At 72.1% G+C, this 24,225-nt stretch carries 24 protein-coding genes and 1 riboswitch; of the genes, 9 read left to right on the top strand and 15 right to left on the bottom strand.

Features of this window, described 5'->3' with window-relative positions; genetic code table 11:
* Window positions 1-73: 73 nt before the first annotated feature.
* On the bottom strand, window positions 74-940 hold the full coding sequence (locus tag GR130_RS13065; protein ID WP_159504887.1) for a TIGR03620 family F420-dependent LLM class oxidoreductase: 867 nt from the start codon (window positions 938-940) through the stop codon (window positions 74-76).
* 827 nt (window positions 941-1,767) lie between these two features.
* Window positions 1,768-3,162, bottom strand: coding sequence for a peptidase C39 family protein (locus GR130_RS13060; RefSeq protein WP_159504886.1), 1,395 nt, complete (start codon window positions 3,160-3,162; stop codon window positions 1,768-1,770).
* A gap of 177 nt (window positions 3,163-3,339) precedes the next feature.
* On the opposite strand from GR130_RS13060, the gene GR130_RS13055 reads away from it, so the two are divergent.
* Window positions 3,340-3,924: a uridine kinase family protein gene (locus tag GR130_RS13055; RefSeq protein ID WP_159504885.1), complete on the top strand. Its 585-nt coding sequence runs from the start codon at window positions 3,340-3,342 to the stop codon at window positions 3,922-3,924.
* Between the two features lie 497 nt (window positions 3,925-4,421).
* Window positions 4,422-6,323 (top strand): AAA family ATPase, encoded by a 1,902-nt coding sequence (locus tag GR130_RS13050; RefSeq protein WP_159504884.1) that lies wholly within the window; start codon window positions 4,422-4,424, stop codon window positions 6,321-6,323.
* Window positions 6,324-6,378: 55 nt separating this feature from the next.
* Here the strand turns inward: GR130_RS13050 and GR130_RS13045 are convergent, their stop codons facing one another.
* The 10 genes from GR130_RS13045 to ribD all read right to left on the bottom strand — a co-directional run bounded on the left by GR130_RS13045 (window position 6,379) and on the right by ribD (window position 15,204).
* The gene (locus tag GR130_RS13045) at window positions 6,379-7,503 is read right to left on the bottom strand and encodes a hemolysin family protein (protein ID WP_159504883.1); all 1,125 of its coding nucleotides are present in this window, start codon (window positions 7,501-7,503) and stop codon (window positions 6,379-6,381) included.
* Window positions 7,500-8,858: a hemolysin family protein gene (locus tag GR130_RS13040; protein WP_159504882.1), complete on the bottom strand. Its 1,359-nt coding sequence runs from the start codon at window positions 8,856-8,858 to the stop codon at window positions 7,500-7,502. The genes GR130_RS13045 and GR130_RS13040 overlap by 4 nt, the downstream gene beginning before the upstream one ends.
* A gap of 175 nt (window positions 8,859-9,033) precedes the next feature.
* Window positions 9,034-9,504, bottom strand: a complete 471-nt coding sequence (locus GR130_RS13035) for a PH domain-containing protein (protein WP_159504881.1) — start codon at window positions 9,502-9,504, stop codon at window positions 9,034-9,036.
* 62 nt (window positions 9,505-9,566) lie between these two features.
* Complete coding sequence (hisG, locus tag GR130_RS13030) at window positions 9,567-10,415, bottom strand: ATP phosphoribosyltransferase (protein ID WP_159504880.1); 849 nt, start codon at window positions 10,413-10,415, stop codon at window positions 9,567-9,569.
* A 54-nt stretch (window positions 10,416-10,469) separates the two neighbouring features.
* The gene (locus GR130_RS13025) at window positions 10,470-10,742 is read right to left on the bottom strand and encodes a phosphoribosyl-ATP diphosphatase (protein ID WP_159504879.1); all 273 of its coding nucleotides are present in this window, start codon (window positions 10,740-10,742) and stop codon (window positions 10,470-10,472) included.
* Between the two features lie 93 nt (window positions 10,743-10,835).
* Window positions 10,836-11,321, bottom strand: a complete 486-nt coding sequence (gene ribH, locus GR130_RS13020; protein WP_159504878.1) for a 6,7-dimethyl-8-ribityllumazine synthase — start codon at window positions 11,319-11,321, stop codon at window positions 10,836-10,838.
* 45 nt (window positions 11,322-11,366) lie between these two features.
* Entirely contained in the window at window positions 11,367-12,695 is a 1,329-nt protein-coding gene (locus GR130_RS13015) for a bifunctional 3,4-dihydroxy-2-butanone-4-phosphate synthase/GTP cyclohydrolase II (RefSeq protein WP_159504877.1), read from the bottom strand.
* Window positions 12,696-12,786: 91 nt separating this feature from the next.
* A complete protein-coding gene (locus GR130_RS13010) occupies window positions 12,787-13,443 on the bottom strand; it encodes a nicotinamide mononucleotide transporter family protein (RefSeq protein ID WP_159504876.1) in 657 nt (218 codons plus the stop codon).
* Entirely contained in the window at window positions 13,440-14,075 is a 636-nt protein-coding gene (locus tag GR130_RS13005; protein WP_159504875.1) for a riboflavin synthase, read from the bottom strand. The genes GR130_RS13010 and GR130_RS13005 overlap by 4 nt, the downstream gene beginning before the upstream one ends.
* Before the next feature lies 1 nt (window position 14,076).
* The gene (ribD, locus tag GR130_RS13000; protein WP_201304873.1) at window positions 14,077-15,204 is read right to left on the bottom strand and encodes a bifunctional diaminohydroxyphosphoribosylaminopyrimidine deaminase/5-amino-6-(5-phosphoribosylamino)uracil reductase RibD; all 1,128 of its coding nucleotides are present in this window, start codon (window positions 15,202-15,204) and stop codon (window positions 14,077-14,079) included.
* A 150-nt stretch (window positions 15,205-15,354) separates the two neighbouring features.
* Window positions 15,355-15,485: riboswitch (FMN riboswitch) on the bottom strand.
* 190 nt (window positions 15,486-15,675) lie between these two features.
* Here ribD and GR130_RS12995 point away from each other — a divergent pair.
* Both GR130_RS12995 and GR130_RS12990 read left to right on the top strand, forming a co-directional pair.
* Entirely contained in the window at window positions 15,676-16,452 is a 777-nt protein-coding gene (locus GR130_RS12995) for an SDR family oxidoreductase (protein WP_159504874.1), read from the top strand.
* 109 nt (window positions 16,453-16,561) lie between these two features.
* Window positions 16,562-17,788 (top strand): MFS transporter, encoded by a 1,227-nt coding sequence (locus GR130_RS12990; protein WP_159504873.1) that lies wholly within the window; start codon window positions 16,562-16,564, stop codon window positions 17,786-17,788.
* Between the two features lie 10 nt (window positions 17,789-17,798).
* Here GR130_RS12990 and GR130_RS12985 read toward each other — a convergent pair whose 3' ends face one another.
* Window positions 17,799-18,296 (bottom strand): acyl-CoA thioesterase, encoded by a 498-nt coding sequence (locus tag GR130_RS12985; RefSeq protein WP_159504872.1) that lies wholly within the window; start codon window positions 18,294-18,296, stop codon window positions 17,799-17,801.
* Window positions 18,297-18,598: 302 nt separating this feature from the next.
* Between GR130_RS12985 and GR130_RS12980 the strand changes: the two genes are divergently transcribed.
* Window positions 18,599-18,832: a cold shock domain-containing protein gene (locus tag GR130_RS12980; protein WP_159504871.1), complete on the top strand. Its 234-nt coding sequence runs from the start codon at window positions 18,599-18,601 to the stop codon at window positions 18,830-18,832.
* 280 nt (window positions 18,833-19,112) lie between these two features.
* Here GR130_RS12980 and GR130_RS12975 read toward each other — a convergent pair whose 3' ends face one another.
* On the bottom strand, window positions 19,113-19,460 hold the full coding sequence (locus GR130_RS12975) for a hypothetical protein (RefSeq protein WP_159504870.1): 348 nt from the start codon (window positions 19,458-19,460) through the stop codon (window positions 19,113-19,115).
* Between the two features lie 529 nt (window positions 19,461-19,989).
* On the opposite strand from GR130_RS12975, the gene GR130_RS41335 reads away from it, so the two are divergent.
* The 3 genes from GR130_RS41335 to GR130_RS12960 are packed head-to-tail and all read left to right on the top strand — an operon-like array spanning window position 19,990 to window position 21,349.
* Window positions 19,990-20,505: a hypothetical protein gene (locus GR130_RS41335; protein WP_159504869.1), complete on the top strand. Its 516-nt coding sequence runs from the start codon at window positions 19,990-19,992 to the stop codon at window positions 20,503-20,505.
* Window positions 20,506-20,542: 37 nt separating this feature from the next.
* Window positions 20,543-21,052, top strand: a complete 510-nt coding sequence (locus GR130_RS12965; RefSeq protein WP_159504868.1) for a hypothetical protein — start codon at window positions 20,543-20,545, stop codon at window positions 21,050-21,052.
* Window positions 21,053-21,097: 45 nt separating this feature from the next.
* Window positions 21,098-21,349 (top strand): hypothetical protein, encoded by a 252-nt coding sequence (locus tag GR130_RS12960; protein WP_159504867.1) that lies wholly within the window; start codon window positions 21,098-21,100, stop codon window positions 21,347-21,349.
* A gap of 30 nt (window positions 21,350-21,379) precedes the next feature.
* Here the strand turns inward: GR130_RS12960 and GR130_RS12955 are convergent, their stop codons facing one another.
* Window positions 21,380-22,771, bottom strand: a complete 1,392-nt coding sequence (locus GR130_RS12955; protein WP_159504866.1) for a uracil-xanthine permease family protein — start codon at window positions 22,769-22,771, stop codon at window positions 21,380-21,382.
* A 698-nt stretch (window positions 22,772-23,469) separates the two neighbouring features.
* Here GR130_RS12955 and GR130_RS12950 point away from each other — a divergent pair.
* Window positions 23,470-24,123, top strand: coding sequence for a DUF5995 family protein (locus GR130_RS12950; protein ID WP_159509935.1), 654 nt, complete (start codon window positions 23,470-23,472; stop codon window positions 24,121-24,123).
* Window positions 24,124-24,225: the final 102 nt, after the last annotated feature.

Genomic DNA, 24,225 nt, shown 5'->3' with positions numbered 1-24,225 from the left:
TTCCCGGCCGCAACGAACAGTCTGGAACGTACTGCCGGGCCGGTGCGGGGGCTTCGCCCAACGCCAGGCAGTTCTAGGCAGGGGGCAGGGATTCGGCCACGGCACGCCACGCGGTGAGGGGGAAGGCATGCGGAGTGTCGGTGACGACCTGGAGGGCGACGTGGTCCGCGCCCGCCTCCAGATGTGCCAGGACACGCCGCGCGACGACGTCGGCGGACCCCCACGCCACCAGCGAGTCGACGAAGCGGTCGCTGCCACCGTCGGCAAGGTCGCCCCGGGTGAACCCGCCTTCCAACCAGGTGCGTACGTAGTTGGTCTTCGTGAGATAGGGGCTGATTGCCCGCCGCGCCGTGGCACGGGCGGTGACCGGGTCGGTGTCCACCACGGACGTCAGCACCGGAGCGAGGAGCGGCCCCGCCCCCAGCGCAGCGCGTACCCGGGCGGTGTGCGACGGCGGTACCAGGTAGGGCTGCACACCAGCGGTCCGGTCGGCGGCGAGCCGGGTCATCAGGGGCCGGTGCGCGCCCAGGATCCGCGCGGCCTTCGGCAGCGAACCGGCGGAGGTGTCCAGCGCGTCGAGGTAGGCGGACATCGCCGCGTAGGGGCGCCGGTAGGCCGCGGCGATCTCCGCGTGACTGACGGCCAGGCCCACCAGTGTCCGTTGCCGATACGGTGCGGGAAGCCCACGGTAGGCAAAGGCGAGCCGACCGGGTGGAAGGCTCCAAATGGAGACGCAGGACGGGGCGACGACCACGTACCGGGTCGCCGTGAGGAGGTTGAGACTGCTGCGCAGGTCCCCGCTCGGGTTGCCGCCGGGAACGCCGCCCAGCCACAGTGTGCCGTAGCCGAGGTCCTCCAGCTCACAGGCCGCCACCCGCGCTCGCTCGGGGTCACCGTGCGTGAACGCCGTACTCCACACCCCGACCGGCGACACATCCATACCGTGCCCTCCTCGGAACTCGACTGACCGCGGCCGCTCCTGACGGCCACTCGGTCGCAGTCTGACGCGTGGCGCCCTAACAGGACCTGCGCGCTCAACAGACGGGTGCGCAAATCCGCGATCCAATGCTGCGCAGAAAGGAATTCAGTGCCCAAGTCAGAGCCTCGGGCACTGAACTATTTTCCCTGATCCGACAGCCGCGAAGACCCCAAGTGGGACTCGATCATCCACGAGTCCGCCCCGATCACGGTTCGGCTTGTTTTCTCATGCCGTACGACACAAAAGGATCCGCGAGAATCCGGTCAAGCCGGCCGAGATGCCCGAAAATCCCGTCATGCCCGTTGCGGATTGCGCATTGGTGAGTCGTTGGACGTATCTCCGGAGGACATCCTCGACGGTACCTTGCGTTGCCGACGGCAAGTGGTGCGCATCAAGAATTCTTCAGGTGAGTACGTTGCCCTCTCTGCACCCCTGAAGCATCGGAAAGGGGGCGAGTGGCGCGACATACCCGCGCCCGACTCCCTGGAGCCGCTTGTTGAACGGCTCCCTATACGGAATCAAGCCGAGGGAATGATCCATCCGGACCTCTTTCGTAAGTCCTGGGATCGCGCCCTCGAACGCCTCGGGCTTCCCGACTGCAACCCGCACGACCTGAGGCACAAGTGGGCCACCGTGACCCTGAGCAGCGGTGTGCCCATCCATGATGGTGTCGCGGTGGATGGGGCACAGCTCCATCAAGATCACGGTGGACCGGTACGGGCGCCTCACCCTCGACGGCGGTGAGCGCTGTCGTCAGGTCGTCGAGGCCGCCTTCGGGGTGCACATGCTCAGCGGATTCCCAGCTCCGCGAGTACCCGGTGCTGAGTTGGTGCCGGCTCAGCCGGGAAGTAGAGGTAGCAGACTCCTCCCGAACCGCTCTTGACCTGGCCTTTTGCGTCGTGGCGCTTCGTCCTGAGCCAGATGTTCTCGAACTGCCGGCGTTTGTAGACGCGACGGACGGCCGGGTCGTTCGGGGAGGCCGGGTCGTTGGCGATGACGTCGCCGGCCTTGGTGAAGCCGATGACGGTCATCAGGTGGCCGGCGGTGCCGTAGCCCGCGCCGTCGAGTTCGGTCTTCAGGAAGGACTGCGAGGTGATGACCGGGATGCCCGCGTGGACCAGGCGCTCGATGTCGTTGAGGGAGGCGAGGCGGGTGACGACGGACCGCATGTCGCGGTAGGTGGCGGCGTAGGCGGCGTTGAAGGGCCAGTTGCCGCAGCCCTTGTACTGGTAGTCGAAGGTGTGGCGGGCGGCGTTGCAGACCTGGGGGTCGGCGTAGGCGGGGTCGACCCAGGCGAGCTGCTCGCGGGTGGGCCGGCGGCCCCAGTACTCGATGATCATCTCGGAGGAGGTGGGGCTGCACCACGCCTCTCCCCCGTTGTCGTACTCGGGGTACTGGCCCTTGTGGATCTCCTGCGAGTAGCGGGGGACGGGCAGCTCGCGGCCGACGGTGCCGGGCCTGGACGCCGGCACGTCGAAGCGGTCGGGGATGTCCGAGCCCATCGCGCCCAGCCGCCAGACGGTGGGGGTGAGCGGGGTGGCGGGCCGGCGGTAGAGGGTGAGCCGGAGCTGGTACGCGGCCAGGCGCAGACCGCTCGACGGGGTGTCGATGGCGAGGGTGTCAGTGGAGATGCTGCTCTTGCCGTCCTTCTGGCCGTCGACGGAGGTGCGCCGGATGTCGGCCTCCCCGTCGCCGGCGGTCCAGCGGCCCATCACGTACCAGGGCGTGTGGCCGCCGTCGCTGTAGGTGCCGCGCAGCTCCACGGCGATCCAGGTCCCGGCCGGGGTGTGCGCGTTCCAGGAGGCGACGACCTCGGTCGCGGGGACCGCAAGGCGGTACACCGGGCCGGTCCAGGTGGCGTACTCCCAGGGGGCGGCCCTGCCGGTGTGCGGGTCGTGGTAGACGGCGATGCCGGCGGGACGGCCGATCCGGACGCCGGGGCGGGGCCCGCGCAGGACGGCGACGCCCTCACCCCGGCCGTGGTTCCAGTCGGCTGCGGTGGTCCAGGCGTGATAGTCCACGAGGCTCTTCGGTCGGTGCGGGGCGGCGGCTTCGGGCGTGGTGGCGGCGGTGGGGGCCGCCGGGCCGGGCTCGAAGGCGGCCAGCGCCAGGGGGGTGGCGGCGCCCGCCGCGGCGGCGAGCGCGGCGGCCAGGACGGTGCGCCGGGGCGCGGAGCTGGTCATGTGTGGTCCCCCAGTCGGATGCGTACGAGCGGATGGCGGCGTTCGGTACAGAGCGGCATTCGGGCACGTGCATGTCAGCAGGGGTCAACTATCTCCGTTCCCCCCGGGCTTCGGAAGCCGGTCCGGCGCGCGTCGCGGCATGAATATTGGTGTGGACCACTGACGTACGCTGACGGCATGGACCCCGCGCTGACCTCGCTCGCCGCCCGACTGCACACCCTTCCGCCGTCCTGCGGACCGGTGCGGCTGATCGCGGTGGACGGGCACGCCGGGTCCGGCAAGACCACCTTCGCCGGTCGGCTGGCCGAGGCGCTGGGCGGGGCGCCGGTGGTGCACACCGACGACCTGGCGACGCATGACGAGCTGTTCGCCTGGAGCGACCGGTTCCGCGAGCAGCTGCTGGCACCGCTGTCCCGGGGCGAGCCGGCGCACTACGGGGTCTACGACTGGGTGCGCGGGGAGTTCACCGCGGTGCGGGAGCTGCCGCCGGCGCCGGTGGTCCTGGTGGAGGGCGTGGGTGCCGGGCGGCGGGCGCTGCGGCCGCATCTGGCGTGCCTGCTGTGGATGGAACTGGCGAGCGAGCATTCATGGGAACGGGGTCAACTCCGCGACGGGCCGGGGCTGTCCGCGTTCTGGGATGGCTGGATCCCGGCGGAGCGGGCGCACTTCGCGGCGGACGCTTCGCGCCCGCATGCCGATCTGCTGGTGCACCAGGGGCAGTTGGGGTACGAGGTGCTCGTGGGTCCCGCCACGAGGCCATGACCGGGCCCGGATTTCACGCTGGGTAGCCGACCGTGGCGGACACGCCGCGCATCGCCGACAGGGACCCGCCGAGTCCGCCAACTCGGCTTGACCTGGGGGGCGTACAGGACTTACGTTCTCAATGTGCGGTTCAACGGACCGCCCGCAGACGCGAAGCCCCCGGTTGTTCCCCCGTGATCGGGGGCTTCGTTCTGTGCGGATTCCCCTCCGCCGCCGTCACCACACGGCGCCTCCCTCACCCAGGGTCACCGCATCCTTCACGCCGATGCGCCCCCTTCCGCGCCCCCACTTCTCCCCCGTGCGGCCCTCTACGACCTGCGCCGACAGCGCAGGTACGATGCGAGTCTGTGCCACCGCAGGATCCGCACCGGGCTGCGCGGTGACGGCAACTCCCGCCCGCCGCAGGCCGGTTCGGCCAGGGCCGGCCAGGCCCTGGGCCCACGGCCCGGCACACGTCCGGTGGTACACCACGGGGGGACGTTTTGTAGGGGGACGGGATGGATGTCGGCACTCAGGGTTCGCCCGCCCCGGCCGAACTCGCCTGGCTGCGCGCGGTCGACGCCTACACCGTGGGCGCCTACCCCCAGGCCGAGGAGGAGTTCCGGGCCGCGGTACGGCTCGATCCGACGATGGCCGACGCCTGGCTGGGGTTACACGCGCTGCGCGCCGACACCTCCATGGCCCTGCTGCGGATGCACCAGCACCGCGACCGCTTCGGCGAGCAGCGCGCCCGCCACCGACGCACCCTCAACTCCTGGTACTGGCTGGGCTGGTGGGTCCAGCCGGTGCTGGAGACCGGACGCGACCTGCTGCTGGCGCACGCCTCCCACTGGCTCGACGGCCGCCATGTCGCCGAGCTGGACCAGGCGCTGGCCGGCTGCCCGCCGGTGGACACCGACCCCCAGGTCCGCTTCCTGCACGCGTGCCGCGCCTACCTCGTCAAGGACTGGGACCGGCTCGTACGGCACACCGAGCCGCTGCTGGGCGATCCGGTACTGGGCATCGAGGCCGGGCTGTTCGGCGGGATGGCGCGGGTGCGGCTGGAGATGTACGGGCAGGCCGAGCCGCTGCTGTCCGCCGCGCTGATGCGCTGCCGCAGCGAGCAGCCGCAGCGCAAGGAGCTGCGCTACTGGCTCGCCCGCGCGCACGAGGGCACCGGCCGCAGCGCCGCCGCGCTCCCCCTCTACCGGGCGGTGCACCGGGTCGACCCCGCGTTCATGGACACCGCGGCCCGGCTGGCAGCCATAGCGGCGGCGGACGGCCTGGACGAGGGCGCCGATCTCGCGGCGGTCTCCGCCGCGGGCCCTGCCCAGGAGGCCACCGGCGATCTCGATCCGCTGGCCCCGCTCGATCCGGTCGACGGCCGTGAGCTGCTGGTGGCCGGGGAGGCGGACGGGCCGGAGGGCGAGCCGGCCGGCGGGCTGACCGGGGGCGAGACCGCGGCCCGGGTCAAGTCCGCGGTGCCGGGGCGGCGCGGCGCCGAGCGGCTGCCCGCCGGACCCGCCGACCCGGTGCTGCTGGAGCGGGCGCTGGCCGAACTGGAGCGGATGGTCGGCATGGAGCCGGTCAAGCGGCAGGTGCGGGCGCTGTCCGCGCAGTTGCGGATGGCGCGGCTGCGGGCGAGCCAGGGGCTGCCGGTGGCGCCCCCGAAGCGGCACTTCGTCTTCTCCGGCCCCTCGGGCACCGGCAAGACGACCGTGGCCCGGATACTGGGCCGGGTCTTCTACGCGCTGGGGCTGCTCGGCGGCGACCATCTCGTGGAGGCCCAACGGGCCGATCTGGTCGGCGAGTTCCTCGGCCAGACCGCGGTCAAGGCGAACGAGCTGATCGACTCGGCGCTGGGCGGGGTGCTCTTCGTCGACGAGGCCTACAGCCTGTCCAACTCCGGCTACAGCAAGGGCGACGCGTACGGCGACGAGGCCCTCCAGGTGCTGCTCAAGCGCGCCGAGGACAACCGCGACCGGCTGGTGGTCATCCTCGCCGGCTACCCCGAGGGCATGGACCGGCTGCTCGCCGCCAACCCCGGCCTGTCGTCCCGTTTCACCAGCCGCGTCGACTTCCCCAGCTACCGGCCGCTGGAACTGACCAGGATCGGCGAGGTGCTGGCCGCCGAGAACGGCGACCGCTGGGACGACGAGGCCCGCGACGAGCTGTCCAGCATCAACGGCCATGTCGTCGAGCAGGGCTGGATCGACGAGCTGGGCAACGGCCGCTTTCTGCGCACCCTTTACGAGAAGAGCTGCGCCTACCGCGACCTGCGGCTGTCCACCTGGCAGGGCACCCCGACCCGCGACGACCTCGCCACCCTCCGGCTGCCCGACCTGATGCAGGCGTACGGCGAGGTGCTGTCCGGCCGCGGCCCGGGCCCGCAGGCACCGCCGAAGGGGCTGGACCTGTAGAGCGGCAGGGCGCGCGCCGGGCCGAAACGGCGGCCGGCGCGCACCCGGTGGCCGGTCAGCCGGCCAGCGCAGGGTCCTCGGCCGGCCGCGGCGAGCCCTCGCGCGGTTCGCCGACCCGCTCGTTGCGCGGCGCCGCGCCGACCGCCGGCCCGGCCCGGTGCGCCGGATCGCGCATCTCGCCGACCAGCATCTCCAGGACGTCCTCCAGCGCCACCAGGCCGAGCACCCGCCCGGCCGGATCGGCCACCGCCGCCAGATGGGAGGCGGCCCGGCGCATCGCGGTCAGGGCGTCGTCCAGGGGCAGTTCGGCGCGGAGGGTGGTCATCGGGTGCCAGATGCGCTGCGGCACCGCCCGGTCCCGCTCCTCCAGGTCGAGCACGTCCTTGACGTGCAGATAGCCCATGTACGTGCCGCCGGGCGCGCACACCGGGAAGCGGGAGAAGCCGGTCCTGACGGTCAGCTGCTCCACCTGGCGGGGCGTCACGGTCGGGTCGACGGTGATCAGCCCGGCCCGGTCGAGCAGGACGTCCGTGACGGGGCGGCTGCCCAGTTCCAGGGCGTCGGACAACCGCTCCTGTTCGACGGGGTCCAGCAGGCCCGCCTGCCCGGAGTCCTCGACGAGATGGGTCAGCTGCTCGCTGGTGAAGACCGCCTCGACCTCGTCCTTCGGCTCGACCCTGAAGAGCCGCAGCACCCCGTGGGCCAGCGCGCCGAGCAGCGCGGTGACCGGGCGGCACAGCCGGGCGAAGGCGACCAGCCCCGGGCTGAACCACAGGGCGGTCTTCTCTGGCGCGGCCATCGCCAGGTTCTTGGGGACCATCTCGCCGATGACCAGGTGGAGGAAGACCACCAGCGCGAGGGCGATGACGTAGCCGAGCGGATGGATCAGTGCCTGGGGCAGCCGGACGGCCGCGAACACCGGCTCCAGCAGGTGCGCGACGGTCGGCTCGGCGACCGCGCCGAGGGTCAGCGAGCAGACGGTGATGCCGAACTGGGCGGCGGCCATCATCTGCGGCAGGTTCTCCAGGCCGTGCAGCACCCGGCGGGCCCGCTTGGAGCCCAGGGTGGCCAGCGGCTCGATCTGGCTGCGGCGTACCGACACCAGGGCGAACTCGGCCCCGACGAAGAAGCCGTTGGCGAGCACGAGCAGCCCCGCGAGGAGGAGCTGGGCCACGGTCATCGGGCCACCTCCGCACCGGCCGCGACGGGCTCCCGGGACTTCTCGGCGGCGGGCGCCATCCGTACCAGCCTTATCCGCTCGGCGCGGTGGTGCGAGACCAGCCGCACCCGCAGCCGCCAGCCGTCCAGCTCCGCGGTGTCGCCGGGCGCCGGGATCCGGCCGAGTATGTGCGCGACCAGTCCCGCCACCGTCTCGTACGGGCCCTCCGGGGCGTCCAGGCCGATCCGCCGCAGGGTGTCGACCCGGCAGCCGCCGTCGGCGTCCCAAGCGGGGCGTCCGTCCTCGGCCGGGGCCTGGCCCAGTTCGGGCAGGTCCACCCGGTCGTGCTCGTCGCGGACCTCGCCGACGAGTTCCTCGATGATGTCCTCCAGGGTCACCACCCCGGCGGTGCCGCCGTACTCGTCGACCACCACGGCGATCGGCTGCTCGCTGCGCAGCCGTTCCAGCAGCGGCTGCACCGGGAGCGTCTCGGGCACCAGCAGCGGCGGTACCGCTATCCGCAGCGCCGGGGTGCGCAGCCGGTCCTCGGCGGGGACGGCGAGCGCGTCCTTGAGGTGGACCATGCCGACGATCTCGTCCAGCCGGGTGCGGTAGACGGGGAAGCGGGAGAGCCCGGTGGCGCGGGTGAGGTTGACGACGTCCTCGGCGGTCGCGGTCGCCTGGAGGGCGCTGACCCGTACGCGGGGGGTCATCACGTTCTCCGCGGTGAGGTCGCCGAGCGAGAGGGTGCGGACGAACAGATCCGCGGTGTCCTGCTCGATGGCGCCGGCCCGGGCGGAGTGCCGGGCCAGCGAGACCAGCTCGCCGGGGGTGCGGGCGGAGGCCAGCTCGTCGGTGGGCTCCACGCCCAGCGCGCGGACCAGGCGGTTGGCGACGGTGTTCAACAGGCTGATCACCGGCCGGAAGAAGCGGGAGAAGGCGTCCTGCGGGCCGGCGACGAAGCGGGCCACCTGGAGCGGCTTGGAGACCGCCCAGTTCTTGGGCACCAGCTCGCCGACGACCATCTGGACGGCGGAGGCCAGCAGCATGCCTATGACGACGGCGATGCCGGGGACCGCTCCCGTGGGCAGGCCGGTGGCGCGCAGCGGTGCTGACAGGAGCCGGGCCAGCGCCGGCTCGGCGAGCATACCGACCACCAACGAGGTGATGGTGATGCCCAGTTGGGTTCCGGAGAGCTGGAAGGAGAGTTCACGGAGTGCGGAGACGACGGTGCCGGCGCGGCGGTCGCCGCCGGCCGCGGCCCGTTCGGCGTCCGCCTTCTCGACGGTGACGAGGCCGAACTCCGCGGCCACGAAGAAGCCGTTGGCCAGGATCAGCGCGAGTGCCGCCGCGAGCAGGAGCAAGGGGCCGGTCATGCCGCCGCCTCCGTCGTATGCGGGGGATGGGGAGGGGCGGCGCAGGTACTACAGGACGATCCGTCCATTGCCGGAGGGAGTCACTCCTCGGGTTGTCGTGGTCCCACGGAGGGGCGGGGTGCGGGGCGCATCCCCGGAGAACAGAGTAAACAGCGGGGCCCGCGTTAGGGCAGGCTCACCCGGCCGTGTGGTCGACGGCACCACGGCTCTCGGCGAGGTCGCGCAGCGCGCGGGCGTCCCGGATGGCCTGGTCCTTCGCGATACCGGGCTGGATTCCCATCACGGGCAGGCTGGTGCCGTCGGCGAGGTCCAGATGGACCCAGGGGTCGCCGGCCCGGAGGTTGACGCGTACGACCTGGGCCCAGGCCAGTTCGCGCTTGGTGGTGAGGTTGACGACGGTGATGCCCTCCTGCCGCGCGACCACCTTGGGGCGGGCGAGCAGCAGGAGGACGGCGGCCACCACGACGCCGACCGCGACGAAGCTCATCCGCTCGCCGCCGCTCAACTTCGGCAGCAGCAGCGCGATCACCACGAGGGCGGCGAGCTGGGCGATGCCGACGGCGTACAGCACGGCCCTGGTACGGGCCGGCCGGAAGGTCACCGGGAGGCCGGGCAGGGAGGCGGCGGGAGAGGCGGGCGCGGACACGTGTCGTCTTCCGTCAGGGGTGTGCGAGTGGCGGCCGGGGGTGCGGGTGCGGCGGCGGTGCCTCAGAGCCGGCAGGCGTGGATGCCGGTGGTCAGGATCGCGCGGGCGCCGAGGTCGTAGAGCTCGTCCATGATGCGCTGGGCGTCCTTGGACGGGACCATCGAGCGGACCGCGACCCAGCCCTCGTGGTGCAGCGGGGAGACGGTCGGCGACTCCAGTCCGGGGGTGAGCGCGACGGCCTTTTCGACCTGTTCGACCCGGATGTCGTAATCCATCATCACGTACCGGCGGGCCACCAGAACGCCCTGCATGCGGCGCAGGAACTGGCGCACCTTCGGGTCGTCGTCCGGTGCGCCGGTGCCGCGGATGACCACGGCCTCGGACGTGAGGATCGGCTCGCCGATGATCTCCAGACCGGCGTTGCGCAGGGTGGTACCGGTCTCGACGACATCCGCGATGATCTCGGCGACGCCGAGCTGGATGGCGGTCTCGACGGCGCCGTCGAGGTGGACGACGGAGGCGTCCACGCCGTTGTCGGCGAGGTGCCGGGTGACCAGGCCGGAGAAGGAGGTGGCGATGGTCATGCCGCCGAACTCGCTGACGTCCTGGGCGGTGCCGGGGCGGGTGGCGTAGCGGAACGTCGAGCCGGCGAAGCCGAGCTGGAGGATCTCCTCGGCCGGCGAACCGGAGTCGAGCAGCAGGTCGCGGCCGGTGATGCCGATGTCGAGCTTGCCGGAACCGACGTAGACGGCGATGTCGCGGGGGCGCAGGAAGAAGAACTCGACCTCGTTCTCCGCGTCGACCAGGACCAGTTCCCTGCGGTCCTTGCGCTGGCGGTAGCCGGCCTCATGCAGCATCGCCGACGCAGGCTCGGACAGTGAACCCTTGTTGGGGACAGCGATGCGCAGCATGAGAGCGGATTCCTTTGCAGCTGAAGGGAGTTGGTGGCGGAACTGGGGGCGGGATCAGAGGTGGGCGTAGACGTCGTCGAGGGAGATGCCCTTGGCGATCATCATCACCTGGAGGTGGTAGAGGAGCTGGGAGATCTCCTCGGCGGCGGCCTCGTCGGATTCGTACTCCGCGGCCATCCACACCTCGGCGGCCTCTTCGACGACCTTCTTGCCGATCGTATGGACACCCGCCTGCACCAGCTCGGCGGTGCGGGAGGTGGCGGGGTCGCCGGTGGCGGCCTTCTTCTGGAGCTCGGCGAAGAGCTCCTCGAACGTCTTCTTGGACATGATGCCGCCTACCCTACGCGGTTACATCACAGTGGCGCGCAGCGCCTCATACGAAGGGTGGTGGTGGGAGACGGGCGGGCGGCGCGCAGCGCCTCAGCGCCAGGGCTCCGAGACGGTGCGCAGGGTGGCGGCGGTGGCGACCGCGGCGGTGACCGCTTCGTGCCCCTTGTCCTCGGCGGATCCGGGCAGGCCCGCGCGGTCCAGCGCCTGCTGCTCGGTGTCGCAGGTGAGCACGCCGAAGCCGACCGGTACGCCGGTGTCCACCGCGACCTGGGTCAGGCCCTGGGTGACGCCCTGGCAGACATAGTCGAAGTGCGGGGTGCCGCCCTTGATGACCACGCCGAGGGCGACCACCGCGTCGTAGCCGCGGCCGGCCAGCACCTTGGCCACCACCGGCAGCTCGAACGCGCCGGGCACCCGCAGCAGCGTCGGCTCGTCGATGCCCAGCTCGGCGAGGGCGCGCAGCGCGCCGTCCACGAGGCCGTCCATGATCTGCTCGTGCCACTGCGCGGCGATCACGGCCACCCGCAGGTCGCCACAGTTCTTCACGGTCAGTTCGGGTGCGCCCTTGCCGCTCACGTTTCTCCTCGTACGGGTGATGGTGCTGAATCTGTCTGACGGTGGTTACTGGTTGCCGCAGGTGCCCGCGCCAGCAGCGGGCGCGGCGCCGGCCGCTCCGGTGGAGCCGGTGCTCGCACCGGGCAGCCAGGGCAGGTCGTGCCCCATCCGGTCGCGCTTGGTGCGCAGGTACCGCAGGTTGTGCTCGCCGGCCTGGACGGGCATCGGCTCGCGGCCGGTGACCTTGAGGCCGTGCCGCACCAGGGCGGCGGTCTTCTCGGGGTTGTTGGTCATCAGGCGCAGCGAGCGCACGCCGAGGTCCCGGAGCATCTGCGCGCCGGCGCCGTAGTCCCGCGAGTCGGCGGGCAGCCCCAGCTCCAGGTTGGCGTCGAGGGTGTCCCGGCCGCGCTCCTGGAGTTCGTAGGCGCGCAGCTTGGACAGCAGCCCGATGCCGCGCCCTTCGTGACCGCGCAGGTAGATGACCACGCCGCGGCCGGCCTCGGTGATCCGCTGCAGCGAGGCGTCCAGCTGGGGGCCGCAGTCGCAGCGGAGCGAGTGGAAGACATCGCCCGTCAGGCACTCGGAGTGGACCCGGACCAGGACGTCCTCGCCGTCGCCGAGGTCGCCGGCGACCAGCGCGATGTGCTCGACGCCGTCGACCGCGGAGCGGTAGCCGTACGCGGTGAACTCGCCGTGCGCGGTGGGCAGCCGGGTCTCGGCCTCGCGGCGGACGGTGGGTTCGGACGACCGGCGGTAGGCGATCAGGTCCTCGATGGAGATGATCGCCAGGCCGTGCTTGCGGGCGAACGGGACGAGTTCGGGCAGCCGCAGCATGGTGCCGTCCTCGCCGGCGATCTCCACGATGGCGGCGGCCGGGCGCAGTCCGGCCAGCCGGGCGAGGTCGACCCCGGCCTCGGTGTGGCCGTTGCGGACCAGGACGCCGCCGGGCCGGGCCCGCAGCGGGAAGATGTGGCCGGGCCGGACGAAGTCGGCGGGGGCCGCCGCACCGGAGGCGAGCAGCCGCAGGGTGGTGGCGCGGTCGGCGGCGGAGATGCCGGTGCTGACGCCGTGCGCGGCGGACGCGTCGACGGAGACGGTGAACGCGGTGCGCATCGACTCGGTGTTCTGGTCGACCATCTGCGGGAGTTCCAGCCGGTCCAGCTCGGCACCCTCCATGGGGGCGCAGATCAGTCCGCGGCACTCGCTCATCATGAACGCGACGATCTCCGGGGTGGCCATCTCCGCCGCGACGATCAGGTCGCCCTCGTTCTCCCGGTCCTCGTCGTCCACCACGACGACCGGCCGGCCGGCGGCGATGTCCGCGATCGCGCGCTCCACGGGATCCAGCACCAGTGCGTCCTCGGTCTCGTCGTACCAGCTCTGCAACGCGGTCATGCCGCCACCCCTTCGTTCGCTTCTCCGCTCGCGCGGCGCAGAGGTGCGCCGTTCGTTGCCGACTGCGGCCCGGCGGCCGCGCGTGCGTCGCTCACAGCAGAACTCCTTCCAGGACGGGACCGGCGTCCGCGCTCCGCGAGCGCAGCCACCAGTCGCGCATGCCCCACACGACGAGGGCGAGATAGACGACGTAGACGAGGCCGGAGAAGGCGAGCCCGCTGCTGAAGGCGAGCGGGACGCCGACGACGTCGACCAGCAGCCAGGCGAACCAGAACTCGACCAGACCGCGGGCCTGCGCGACCATCGCGGCGAGCGTGCCGACGAAGATGTAGGCGTCCGGCCAGGGGTTCCAGGACAGTTGGGGGACCAGGGTGAACAGGCCGCCGACGACCGCGGTGCCCAGGGCCGTCCCGCCGATCAGCAGCCCGCGCTCGCGCCAGCCGGCGAACCGTACGGCGATGGAGCCGTCCTGCGCCTGCTGCCGACCGCGCTGCCACTGGCGCCAGCCCCACAACGCCACACCGATGACCAGCAGTTGCTTGCCGACGCCACCGCTGAGATGGGCGGAGGCGTACGCGGCGACGAGGATGACGCCGGAGAGGAACTGGGCCGGCCAGGTCCATATGGAGCGCCGCCAGCCGAGGGCGAGGGCGGCCAGCCCGATGGTGTTGCCGAGCATGTCCGACCAGATGACGTGCTGTCCGAAGGCCGTGAAGGCGGTCCCGTTCAGCGAGTCCAGGACGCTCACCGGTCCATCTCCTTGAGTTCCGCGAGGTCGTCGGTGTCCCGGGAGCCCCGGCCGAGCAGCCGCTCCACGTACTTGGCGAGCACGTCGACCTCCAGGTTCACGGGGTCGCCGGACTGCTTGATGCCCAGGGTGGTCAGCGCGAGGGTGGTGGGGATGAGGCTGATGGTGAAGGAGTCGTCGGCGGCCTCGACGACGGTGAGGCTGACGCCGTCGACCGTGATGGAGCCCTTCTCGACGACGTAGCGGGCGAGTTGGTCCGGCAGCGAGATCCGCACCAGCTCCCAGTTCTCCGCCGGGGTGCGCTCGACGATCGTGCCGGTGCCGTCCACATGGCCCTGCACGAGGTGCCCGCCGAGCCGGCCGCCGAGCGCCATCGGGCGCTCCAGGTTGACCCGCGAACCGGTCGTCAGCGCGCCGAGGCTGGAGCGCTTGAGGGTCTCGGCCATCACGTCGGCGGTGAACTCCCCGCCCGCGGTGTCCACGACGGTCAGACAGACGCCGTTGACGGCGATCGAGTCGCCGTGCTTGGCGCCTTCGGTGACGAGGGGGCCGCGGAGCCGGAAGCGGGCGGCGTCACCGAGGTCCTCGATGGCGGCGACCTCACCCAGTTCTTCGACGATTCCGGTGAACACTTCAGTTCTCCTCGGGACGGGAGTGGCGAATGGGAGTGGCGGTGATGCGCAGATCGGGGCCGAGCCGAGCGGTGTCGGTCACATCGAGGCGCAACGCCTCGGCGATCGTGGTGATTCCGGCGTCGCCGACGGCGGCCGGGCCGGCGCCCAGCAGTACCGGCGCGAGATAGCCGACGACCTTGTCGACGGCCCGGGCGGCCAGGAAGGCCCCGGCGAGCGTGGGCCCGCCTTCGAGCAGTACGGAGCGCACATCGCGTGCGTACAGGGCCTGGAGCAGTGCGGGGAGGTGCAGCCCGCGCCCCTTGGCGGCGCGCGGCAGCCGCACGATGGGGGCGAGCCCTTCGAGGTGGGCCGCGTCGGCATCCTCGGCGACCGCGATCAGGGTGGGCGCGGTGCCGTCCAGGACGCGGGCGCCGGCCTTGACGGCGCTGGCGCCGGAGTCCACCACCACCCGCAGCGGCCGGCTGACCTCGTCGTCGGACAGCCCGGCGATCCGCACGCCGAGCTGCGGATCGTCGGCGCGGGCGGTGCCGGAGCCGACGATCACCGCGTCCGCGGCGGCCCGCAGCCGGTGCACGTCGGCCCGCGACTCGGGCGAGGAGATCCAGCGGCTGGTGCCGTCGGCGGCGGCGACCCGGCCGTCCAGGGTGGCGGCGTACTTCCACAGCACGAACGGCCGGCCGCGCAGCACCGACGTCAGCCACGCCTCGTTGCCGGCCGCGGCCTCGTCGGCGAGCAGGCCGCCCTCGACGTCGATCCCGGCCTCGGCCAGGGTCAGGGCACCGCCGGTGGCGGTCGGGTTGGGGTCGGCGACGGCGTAGACGACGCGGGCGACGCCGGCGTCGATCAGCGCCTGGGCGCACGGTGCCGTGCGCCCGGTGTGGTTGCAGGGCTCCAGGGTGACCAGCGCGGTGCCGCCCCGGGCCCGCCCGCCCGCGGCGCGCAGCGCGTGGACCTCGGCGTGCGGCCCGCCGGCCCGCTGGTGCCAGCCCTCGCCCGCCGTACGGCCCTCGGAGTCCAGGACGACACAGCCGACGACCGGGTTGGGGCTGGTGTGCCCGAGGCCGCGGGCGGCGAGCTCGATGGCTCGGCGCATCGCCGCGATCTCTACGGGGGCTGCGGTGGCCACCGGGTCCTCCTGCCTCTCAGGGCACGGACTCCGGGGCTGTCTGGACGACAGAAGCGGAACAGAGCCACGGGGACACCGAGGCCGGAAAAGAGGGCCCGCCCGGAACACGACCGGACGCGCCGCCGACGGCGGTGTACCGAAGCTCGCCCGCCGCGCACTGCCTCCCATCCGGACTTTCACCGTCGGTGCAGGAATTCCACCTGCTCAACCGGCCGCTGGCTGCGGACGGGTCGCGGACTGTTACCGCCGGTTCGGAATTACACCGACCCCGGAGTGCGCTGCTGCTGTTATGTCAGTACAGGGTCAGTGTGCCACGGCTGATCGTGGCCCATGCGGGCGAAGCCCTGTGGGCTGGCTCACAGACCCCGGCGCGCCGCCTGTCACAGCCGCCGCAGGTGTTCCGTCATGGGGCCGTATCCCTCTGGTTCACCCCTCTGGTTTCCCGTCCCCCACCTCAAGGACTGATCCGCGATGGCGACAACGGCGACAATTCTCGTCACCGGCGGCACGGGCACGCTCGGACGCGCCCTGGTCGACCGGCTGCTCCGCGCCGGCCACGACGTACGGTCGCTCAGCCGGCGCCCCCATACGGGCACCGCGCGGCCCCGGCTGCGGTCGTATGCCGTCGATCTGCGCGACGGCACCGGACTGGCGGACGCGCTGGCGGACGCGGACGCCGTGGTGCACTGCGCCACCGCCGCCACAGGCGGCGACCTGGAGTCGGCGGAGCTGCTGATCGAGGCCGTGCGGCGGGCGGGCGTTCCGCACCTGGTCTACATCTCGATCGTCGGCGTGGACCGGATCCCGCTCGGCTACTACCGCACCAAACTCGCGGTGGAGCACCTGATCGAGGAGTCCGGGGTCGGCTGGACGGTGCTGCGGACGACACAGTTCCACAACCTGGTGCTGGACATCGTCAAGGCACTCGCCAAGTCGCCGGTGCTGCCGGTGCCGGCGGGTGTCCGCATCCAGCCCGTCGAGGTGGGCGAAGTGGCGGACCGGCTGGCCGAGTTGGCGCTCGGCACGCCGGCCGGGCGGGTGCCCGACATGGGCGGGCCCGAGACACGGGAGTTCCGGGAGCTGGCCCGCCTGACCCTTGAGGCGGGCGGACGGCACCGGCTGCTGCTCCCGCTGCCGCTGCCCGGCGCAAGCATGGCGGCGCTGCGGCGGGGCGCGAACCTCGCACCGGACCACGCGGACGGGCGGCGGACCTACGCGGACTTCCTGGCGGAGCGGGTGGCCCGCTGAGGAGCCGGAGAGGCGGTGCCGCCGACGGCCCGTCCCGCATGGCGCGATCGCACCTCCCCACACCCGAATTCCCTTAGTCCCAGGCGGAGTTCCCGATATTTTACCGGTCATGGCCGACCACGGCGGTCCCGACGCCACCCCGCTCCCCCGCCCCGTTCTGCGCCGCGCACGCCGGTCCGTCGCCGCGGCGTTCCTCGTACACGGCGCGGTCACCGGGAACTTCGCCACCCGCATCCCCTGGATCCAGGACCACACCGGCATCTCCCCCGGCCAACTCGGCCTGGCCCTGGCCTTTCCCGCGATCGGCGCCTCGCTGGCGATGCCCCTCGCGGGCCGGATCAGCCATCGCTTCGGCGCCCGCACCGCGCTCCGCGGCCTGCTCGCCCTCTGGACGCTGTCCCTGCTCCTGCCCGCCCTCTCCCCCGACGCCTTCGTACTGTGCCTGACACTCCTCGCGTACGGCGCGAGCTCGGGTATGGCGGACGTCGCGATGAACGCGCTGGGCGTGGAGACCGAGGACCGGCTCGGCCGGCCGATCATGTCCGGGCTGCACGGCATGTGGAGCACGGGGGCGCTGCTGGGCTCGGCGGCCGGCACCGCCGCCGCACACGCCGGAACCGACGCCCGGCTGCATCTCGCCGGTGCGGCCTTGGTCCTCACCCTGCTCGGCGCGCTCGCCTGCCGGGGCGTACTGGACCTGCGCCACACCCCCGAGGAGCACCCCCCGCCCCGCTTCGCGCCACCGCCCAGGTCGGCCCTGATCATCGGCGCCGTCGGGTTCTGCGCGGTCTTCGCGGAGGGCTCCGCCCTGGACTGGTCGGCGGTCTACCTCCGCGACCGGCTGGGCACCGACGCGGGCCTGGCGGCCGCTTCCACCACCGCCTTCGCCTGCACGATGGCCGCCGCCCGGCTGGCCGGCGACAAGGTGGTGGCCCGGTTCGGGCCGGTGCGCACGGTCCGTGCGGGCGGCGCGCTGGCCACGGCCGGCGGCCTGCTGATCGTCGCGGCGCGGCACCCGGCCGTGGCGATGGCCGGGTTCGGCCTGGTCGGGCTGGGCGTCGCGGTCGTGGTCCCGCTGGCCTTCGCCGCCGCCGGGCGCAGCGGCCCCACCCCGAGCCAGGCCATCGCGGGCGTCGCCACGATCACCTACACCTCCGGTCTGATCGCCCCCTCGGCCATCGGCGGCATCGCCCAGGCGACCTCGCTGACCGTCTCCTTCATGCTGGTCACGGCGCTGGCCTTCGGCCTGGTGGTGGGCGCACGGGTACTGCGGGTCCCGTCCCGTACCGCGTCCGGAGGCGCGGCGGCCGTGACCGGCGATCTGGAGCGGTCCTGACCGCGGCGCGTCAGGCGGCGTCCGCCTCCGTGCCCGCCGCCGCGTCCGCCCGCTCCGACCTGAGCAGATCCGCGGCGATCGCGCGGGCCCGCTCCGACCAGGGGGTGGGGCGCAGCGTCCCCGCATCGACGCGGACGAGCACCCGGTGGCCGTGGGCGTAGCTGCCGGCGCCGTCGGCGTCGCATATCCGGAAGCCGTACGTGAGCCCCGTACGGCCCAGGCGCTCGACCCACAGGTGCGCGGCGTAGCGGCCTGCGCTGGTGACCGGCCGCTCGTAGGAGACCCGCATCTCCTTGATCACGTTGCACATGTCGCCGGCGGCGGCCCAGTCGCCGTCGAACCCGAACCCGAAGCCGTGCCAGTACTCGGCCCAGGCGCGCTCGACCAGCAGCGGGTAGCGGGAGTTGTGGAGCATGCCGAGCGCGTCGAGGTCGTCGAAGTGGACGGTGACGGGGACCAGTCGCCCATAGGGGACGGGGGTCGCGGCCTGCAGGGGTTCGACGCTCACTGCTGTTGCTCCTGGATCTCTGTGCGCGGTGACCGGTGCTCGTGGCACCGGCGGGGCTGCTGTGACGAGCCCGAGCCATCGTAAGCGACCGCTTAGAATGCTTCGTCCGGCGTGTCACCGGCAGCAACCGCGACCCGAGTCGGTCGACCGCCCACCGCCCGCCCCTCGCCGAAGCCCGGCTCGCGCGACCGGGCACTGTAGCGAAGTTAGGACATCCGCCGCGGTGCACGCCGGGTCAGGGCGGGAATGACCCGATGTGACAGTCAACAGCGTGCTCAGAAACCTCAGTTGGAGGCGAACAGATGGCTGACAGGGTCAGTGGCGTGGTCCGGTGGTACAACCAGGTCCGGGGCGTCGGGTACATCGACGGGGACGACGGCCGCGAGGTACGGGTGGACAGCAGGTCCATCGAGGACGGAACCTTCGTCGTCGAGGGCTTGCGGGTGACCTACGTGCCGGTGGAGGACGAAAGCGGCTGGCACGCGGAACACCTGAGCATCGTCAGGCACTCCCCGGGAGCCACCCACCACGAGTAACCCGCACGTCCGGCGACATCCGGGGGTGAACGGACACGCCCGTTCACCCCGCGAGGGCGCAAGCCCTGCCGGCCGGAATCCAAGGGTCGGAGGCGATGCCGAGCAGCCGCTACTCGGCATCGACACCCGACGGCAGGCACCCCGGTCCGCCAGGGACCCGCGTGCCGACCGCGGCGGCCCGGCTGGCTGCGCACCCGACCATCACCGGAGCACCCGTCGGCCCCTCACGGCCGACTTCGCGACCGCCCTACGGCTCCGGACAGGGCCCGCCTTCCGCCACCTACCTGCTGCACAGCGCGTAGACGGTGCCCACCACATGCGGAACCGACGCCCGGTTGCCCATTCCGGGGTCGTTGATCGTCACCTTCCAGGAGGTGGGCGTGTCCGGGTACGACTCGGTGATGCTGCCATTGGCGTCCTGGCCCCGAGAGACGAAGCCGCCGCCGGTCACCGTCTTCCCGCGCGGGCACTTCGCCGTAGCGGTGAACGTGCCCTTCGCGTTGCCCATCAGCGGCACGGTCGCCGTCACCCGGTCCGACCGCTCCTGCGCGGATGCCGCCGTCGGGACCGCCGTCACCAAGGCCGCCACCGCGAGGCCCAGCATCATCCCGCTCACTGCTGCACGCATCAGTCCAACCCCCACCTTCCGTCGGGAAACGGGCCCCGCCTCTCGCGGATGCCCCACCCATCTCTGCGCAGCACGAGCGCCCCTTATGCAAAGGGCCCCGAAATGCGGATAACCGTGATTATCCGATCGACCAACGCCGCCCGTTCCTCGCCGTGTTGAACGCAACGCCCTCCCCGCCCCCGGGCGTCACACACCGCGGAAACCCCTGACGCACACCCACAACAGCCAACCGCCGCACCGCACTTCCCCCCACATCGCCGGGCACTCCACCGCGCGCACATGTGGTCACCGCGACGCGCGTCGGCAGGCGGCAGGCGGCAGGCGGCAGGCGGCAGGCGGCGTGAGCCGAGTCGTACGACGGCGTACAGCTCAGACCGGCGGGCGTGGAGACCAGACCGGCGCGCGCTCCCCGCCGAACGCGCCCCATGCCCCCACACGCCGGAACGGTCCCGTCACTCACTGCACTAGATTCGCTGCTCACCGTATCCACCCGGTCCCATACCCGAGGGCGGGACCTGAAGGGATCGCCATGAGCAGTCCGCGGACCACCCCCGGAACCGCCCCTTCCGCCCCTTCCGCCCCTTCCAAGCCGGCCGCCTCTTCTGCCCGTTCCACTCCCGCACCGGGGACCGCCCCCGGGCAGCAGCGGGCCCGCGGACGCCGCGTGCCGCGGACGGCCGCCGCACTGTCCGTGCTCGCCGCCACCACCCTCTTCGCCACCGGCGCCGCCCCGGCCCCTGCCGCACGGGCCGACCTCACCTGCACCTCGATCGGCCGCACCGTTCAGGACGGCACCACCATCTCCGGCTCCGGCGCCATCACCGCGCCGTGCAGCGGAGGGGCGACGCTCGTGGTCCAGCGCTCACGCTGGTACGGCTGGGAGGACATGGCCACCCAGAACTTCACCGGGCAGCACGCGCAGACCATCACCTACGACTGCGCGCACACCGGCATCCACGACTTCCGCGTGTACATCAACTCCCAGCATGCCGACGGAAGTTACGAGTTTCACGAGTCCAACCACATCAACGCCAACTGCGGTTGACCCCGCCTGGCCCGAGGACCGCCGGAGAGGAGCCCCCGTGCACGTCCCGCCCCAGACCGCCCGCCGCTGCGCCACGCTCACGGCCACCGCACTGCTCGCCCTGACCGCCACCACCGCCACCGCCGCCCCGGTGCGCACCTCTTCCGCCGGCGCCGTGCGGGACGTCGCCACCTGCACCGCCCAGGTCGACAACCCGCACTTCTCCAACGGCGCGGGCAGCGTCATCTTCAAGGCCCGGATGAGCTGCACGACCAACGGAAACGTCCCCGAGGTCAACCTCCGGGTGTGGGGCACCCTGGGCGCCGTCTCCGGCGGCTCACCCGGCCACCCCGCACAGGGCCCGCCCGTCCCCGCCGCGACCTCCGACCAGACCCAGACCGTGCCGACCAACGGCCAGCAGGTGACGTACTACACCCCGGCGCCGGACGCCACCAGGAAGATCATCGGGTCCGGGACGTACGTCGGCTCGGTCACCTTCCAGATCGTCGCCCCCGCCCTCGGCACCGTGGGCCACCAACAGGGCACCTACGTCTACGTACAGCGGTGACCGGCCTCCCGCGCCCCGCGCCCGGCGACCGCTACGGTGGCTGCCATGGCCGACGCCGAGCACTGGGTCCCCGACGGCAGAACCCTCCTGTGGTGCTTCGGCCGCGCCGACGAGCACCGGGTCATGCCGGCGATCCGGGACGATGTGCGGCTCCGGTCGCAGGGCGTGGAGCCGGGTTCGGAGGCGTACTGGCTGCTGGTCTCCGAGGCCGCGATCGAGGCGGTGCTGTACGACCTGCTGGAGCGCGCCAGGGCGGAGGGCACCGTGTTCGACGACGGGCCGCAGCCCCCCGCGTGACGTTGCTCCCGGCGGTGTGCCGAAAGCCCCTCAGCCTCGGTCCTTGCGGTCGGCGGGCCCGTCGTCACCGCTGGTTCCGACGTCGAGGAGCGGCATGCCGCGCTGTCCGGCCGACCGGGAGAGCCAGCGCAGGGAGTGGTAGCCGGTCAGCACGATGAGCGTCCCCAGTGCGATGCCGCTGAGTTCGAAGTGGTCGGTGAACTTCAGCGAGACGCCGCCGATGGCGATGATGATGCCGGCCGCGGCGGGGATGAGGTTCAGCGGCACGGTGAAGTCCACCTTGTTCCGGATCCAGATCTGGGCGCCCAGCAGGCCGATCATGCCGTAGAGGATGACGGTGATGCCGCCCAGCACCCCGCCGGGAATCGCGGCCACCACGGCGCCGAACTTCGGGCACAGGCCGAACAGCACCGCAAAAGCCGCTGCCGCGGAATAGGCGGCGGTGGAATAGACCCGGGTCGCCGCCATCACGCCGATGTTCTCGGCGTACGTCGTCGTGGCCGGGCCGCCGACCGCGGTCGAGAGAACCGTCGCCGTGCCGTCGGCGACGATGGCCATGCCCATCTTGTCTTCGAGCGAGTCACCGGTCATCTCGCCGACCGCTTTGACATGGCCCGCGTTCTCCGCGACCAGTGCCACCAGGACGGGAAGCGCCACGAGGATCGCCGAGGCCGAGAAGTTCGGCGCGTGGAACGTCGGCAGGCCGATCCAGTCGGCCTTCTCGACAGCCGAGAAGTCGATACGCCAGTGGTCGGTCACCTTCCCCGCACCGTTGGCCGAGTGGATCATTCCCGTGGCGCGGTCGAGAACCCATGACAGTACGTACCCGAAGACCAGACCCAGGAAGATGGCGATACGCGACCAGAATCCTCGCAGGACCACGAGAGCGAGGCCGGTGAACAGCATGGTGGCCAGAGCCGTCCACTGGTCCTGCGGCCAGTAGGTGGACGCCGTCACCGGGGCGAGGTTGAAGCCGATGAGCATCACGACCGCCCCGGTCACCACCGGTGGAAGAACCGCGTGGATCACGCGAGCCCCGAGAACGTGGATGGCGATCCCGCACCCCGCCAAGCAGGCACCCACGACCAGCATCGCTCCCGTCAGCGTGCCGGCGTCACCCCCCTGACCCGCGATCACGGCGGATACTCCGACGAAGGAGAGCGACGAGCCCAGATAGCTGGGGATGCGTCCACGCGTCATCACCAGGAAAAGGACCGTGGCGACGCCGGATGCCATGAGGGCCAGGCTGGGGTCCAACCCCATGAGCACCGGGGCGACGAAACACGCGCCGATCATCGAAACCACGTGCTGGGCTCCGAGCGCAACGGTGCGGCCCCACGTCAGGCGTTCCCCGGGCTTGACCACTTCCCCCGGCCTCAGGTGCCGCCCGTCTCCGTGAAGCTTCCACCCGAAGCCGGCCATGATCACTCTCCACTTCCGCGACGCCCTGCACGTCACAGAGCCGAAGAGATTCATAGTCGCACCACCGTCGCAAGCCAAACTCCTCCCGGGGGCGCGTGGAGCACCACCGAACTGAGGCGATACGGCCCTGATTTACCCCATCGTTCTGCCATTGGCTCAAGATCGCCGGCCACGCTCGGGGATCGTGGTGAGTCTCGCGCCGCCGGCGACAACCGGCGGGCTGGTCCGCTTCCGGCCCGGCGGTGCCCGCACCTCGTCCGCGGGTGCGGTCCGGACCGCGGCGGCGGCCACCACCGGCGCGGTCACCGCCCTGAGCGGGGCCGCGGGCACGGCGGACAATCTCGGGGGCATGAGTCAACTCCCGGAATTCCGCGCCGTGTTCATCGCGGCATTTTCCAGGGCGCCGAAGGGACAGGGGATTCGCACAGGGCATTGCCGTGCGGCGCTGCCTGCCGGAAGCGCGTGACAAAGGTCGTCGCGCATTCCGGAATCCCGTGGGAATCGCCTCGGCACGGCGCGCCGACTATTACTCCGATCCGGTCAACGGACCACGGCCAAAGGCATATTCGGGGGTTTTCCGGTGCCACGCTGAGCGGATGACGACAATTCAGCAGCATGCCGGAAAGGGCACACGGCGCACCGCGGAGAGCCCCGCCGCACGGCCCCCCAACGGTGCCGGACCCGCGACCACGGCAGGTGTGGCCGACGTCCTGGCGCGGATGCGCGCCCTGGACGCATCGCTGCCCCCGCAGGACGGGGTGGCGGTGTTCAACCGGGTCTATCTGACCGTCACCGAGGCCGTCGCCCAGCGCGTGGGGGGCGGTGCCTTCGAGGACCCGGAAGCCGCCGGTGAACTGGACATCCGGTTCGCCCGCCGCTACTTCACCGCCGTGGACGCCGACGCCGCGGGACTGCGGCCCCCGGCCTGCTGGCGCCCGCTCTTCCAGTTGCGGCGGCATCCCGGGGTCCGCCCGCTGCAGTTCGCGCTGGCCGGCATCAACGCGCACATCGGCCACGACCTGGCGCTCGCCGTACTGGACACCTGCCGGGCACTCGGCTGCGAACCACCCGCCCTGGAGGGCGACTTCGACCGGATCGGGACCGTCCTGACCAGTCTGGAGGAGGGCATCCGGGAGACCCTGATGCCCGGTCCCGACCTGCTCGACATCGCCGATCCGCTCCTGCATCTGGCCGGCTCCTGGAGCCTGGAGATGGCCCGGGACGGCGCCTGGGCCGCCGCCCGGATGCTGTGGGGCGTCCGCCGGCTGCCGGAAGTGGCCGAGGAGTTCGCCGAGCGCCTGGACGCGAGCGTCGGCCTGATCGGCCGGTGCCTGCTGACACCGCTGAACTGACCCCGCCGCCGGGCACGGGACTCCCTGGGCGGCGTCGTTCCACCGCACCGGCCGCCGCCGTTCGGCCGGGCGGGGCCGACCGCGCCGCCGAGCCGCACGCCC

The sequence above is a fragment of the Streptomyces sp. GS7 genome (assembly GCF_009834125.1).
In the GTDB taxonomy this organism is placed as follows: Bacteria; Actinomycetota; Actinomycetes; order Streptomycetales; family Streptomycetaceae; genus Streptomyces.
This window is presented reverse-complemented; position numbering and strand designations above follow the sequence as displayed.

What these genes read in the sequence shown, in the direction of transcription:
- GR130_RS13065 (WP_159504887.1), bottom strand. Translation starts at nt 940, where the DNA reads ATGGATGTGTCGCCGGTCGGGGTGTGGAGTACGGCGTTCACGCACGGT.
- GR130_RS13060 (WP_159504886.1), bottom strand. Translation starts at nt 3,162, where the DNA reads ATGACCAGCTCCGCGCCCCGGCGCACCGTCCTGGCCGCCGCGCTCGCC.
- GR130_RS13055 (WP_159504885.1), top strand. Translation starts at nt 3,340, where the DNA reads ATGGACCCCGCGCTGACCTCGCTCGCCGCCCGACTGCACACCCTTCCG.
- GR130_RS13050 (WP_159504884.1), top strand. Translation starts at nt 4,422, where the DNA reads ATGGATGTCGGCACTCAGGGTTCGCCCGCCCCGGCCGAACTCGCCTGG.
- GR130_RS13045 (WP_159504883.1), bottom strand. Translation starts at nt 7,503, where the DNA reads ATGACCGTGGCCCAGCTCCTCCTCGCGGGGCTGCTCGTGCTCGCCAAC.
- GR130_RS13040 (WP_159504882.1), bottom strand. Translation starts at nt 8,858, where the DNA reads ATGACCGGCCCCTTGCTCCTGCTCGCGGCGGCACTCGCGCTGATCCTG.
- hisG (WP_159504880.1), bottom strand. Translation starts at nt 10,415, where the DNA reads ATGCTGCGCATCGCTGTCCCCAACAAGGGTTCACTGTCCGAGCCTGCG.
- GR130_RS13025 (WP_159504879.1), bottom strand. Translation starts at nt 10,742, where the DNA reads ATGTCCAAGAAGACGTTCGAGGAGCTCTTCGCCGAGCTCCAGAAGAAG.
- GR130_RS13015 (WP_159504877.1), bottom strand. Translation starts at nt 12,695, where the DNA reads ATGACCGCGTTGCAGAGCTGGTACGACGAGACCGAGGACGCACTGGTG.
- GR130_RS12995 (WP_159504874.1), top strand. Translation starts at nt 15,676, where the DNA reads ATGGCGACAACGGCGACAATTCTCGTCACCGGCGGCACGGGCACGCTC.
- GR130_RS12990 (WP_159504873.1), top strand. Translation starts at nt 16,562, where the DNA reads ATGGCCGACCACGGCGGTCCCGACGCCACCCCGCTCCCCCGCCCCGTT.
- GR130_RS12980 (WP_159504871.1), top strand. Translation starts at nt 18,599, where the DNA reads ATGGCTGACAGGGTCAGTGGCGTGGTCCGGTGGTACAACCAGGTCCGG.
- GR130_RS12975 (WP_159504870.1), bottom strand. Translation starts at nt 19,460, where the DNA reads ATGCGTGCAGCAGTGAGCGGGATGATGCTGGGCCTCGCGGTGGCGGCC.
- GR130_RS41335 (WP_159504869.1), top strand. Translation starts at nt 19,990, where the DNA reads ATGAGCAGTCCGCGGACCACCCCCGGAACCGCCCCTTCCGCCCCTTCC.
- GR130_RS12960 (WP_159504867.1), top strand. Translation starts at nt 21,098, where the DNA reads ATGGCCGACGCCGAGCACTGGGTCCCCGACGGCAGAACCCTCCTGTGG.
- GR130_RS12955 (WP_159504866.1), bottom strand. Translation starts at nt 22,771, where the DNA reads ATGGCCGGCTTCGGGTGGAAGCTTCACGGAGACGGGCGGCACCTGAGG.